This window comes from Psychrobacter sp. TB20-MNA-CIBAN-0197, assembly GCF_040309765.1.
In the GTDB taxonomy this organism is placed as follows: Bacteria; Pseudomonadota; Gammaproteobacteria; order Pseudomonadales; family Moraxellaceae; genus Psychrobacter; species Psychrobacter submarinus.
The window spans coordinates 1-281 of record NZ_JBEOPC010000401.1 but is presented as its reverse complement, the minus strand read 5'-3'; the positions used below and the strand labels follow the sequence as shown (position 1 = coordinate 281).

General features: G+C 66.5%; 1 protein-coding gene. It reads right to left on the bottom strand.

All coding sequences use genetic code 11. The annotated features are described in order from the left end of the window. On the bottom strand, positions 1-281 hold a 281-nt coding region (locus AAEY83_RS14220), incomplete at both ends, for a cupredoxin domain-containing protein (RefSeq protein WP_502945179.1).

Below are 281 nucleotides of genomic sequence, written 5' to 3'. Positions count from 1 at the left end.
ACCGGCAGATGGTTGATGAAACGCACCCGCAGCCATTCACCCTGGCGTACACGCAACTCGGTGCCCGGCGCCGACGGGCCGAATGCCCAGGCCTCGGTCTTGTGCCCCGGCACCAGCTCGACATCGAGCGGCGCGGCGATCAGTTCATAGTCGTGGCCGGCCTCGGCGTCGGCCATCTTGCCCAGCCAGTAACGCGACGCGCCTCCCGCGCCCACGCCAACGACAACAAGACCGGCCAGGCCACCGAGGATTTGGCGACGGGTAAAGGACATGAACTCAAC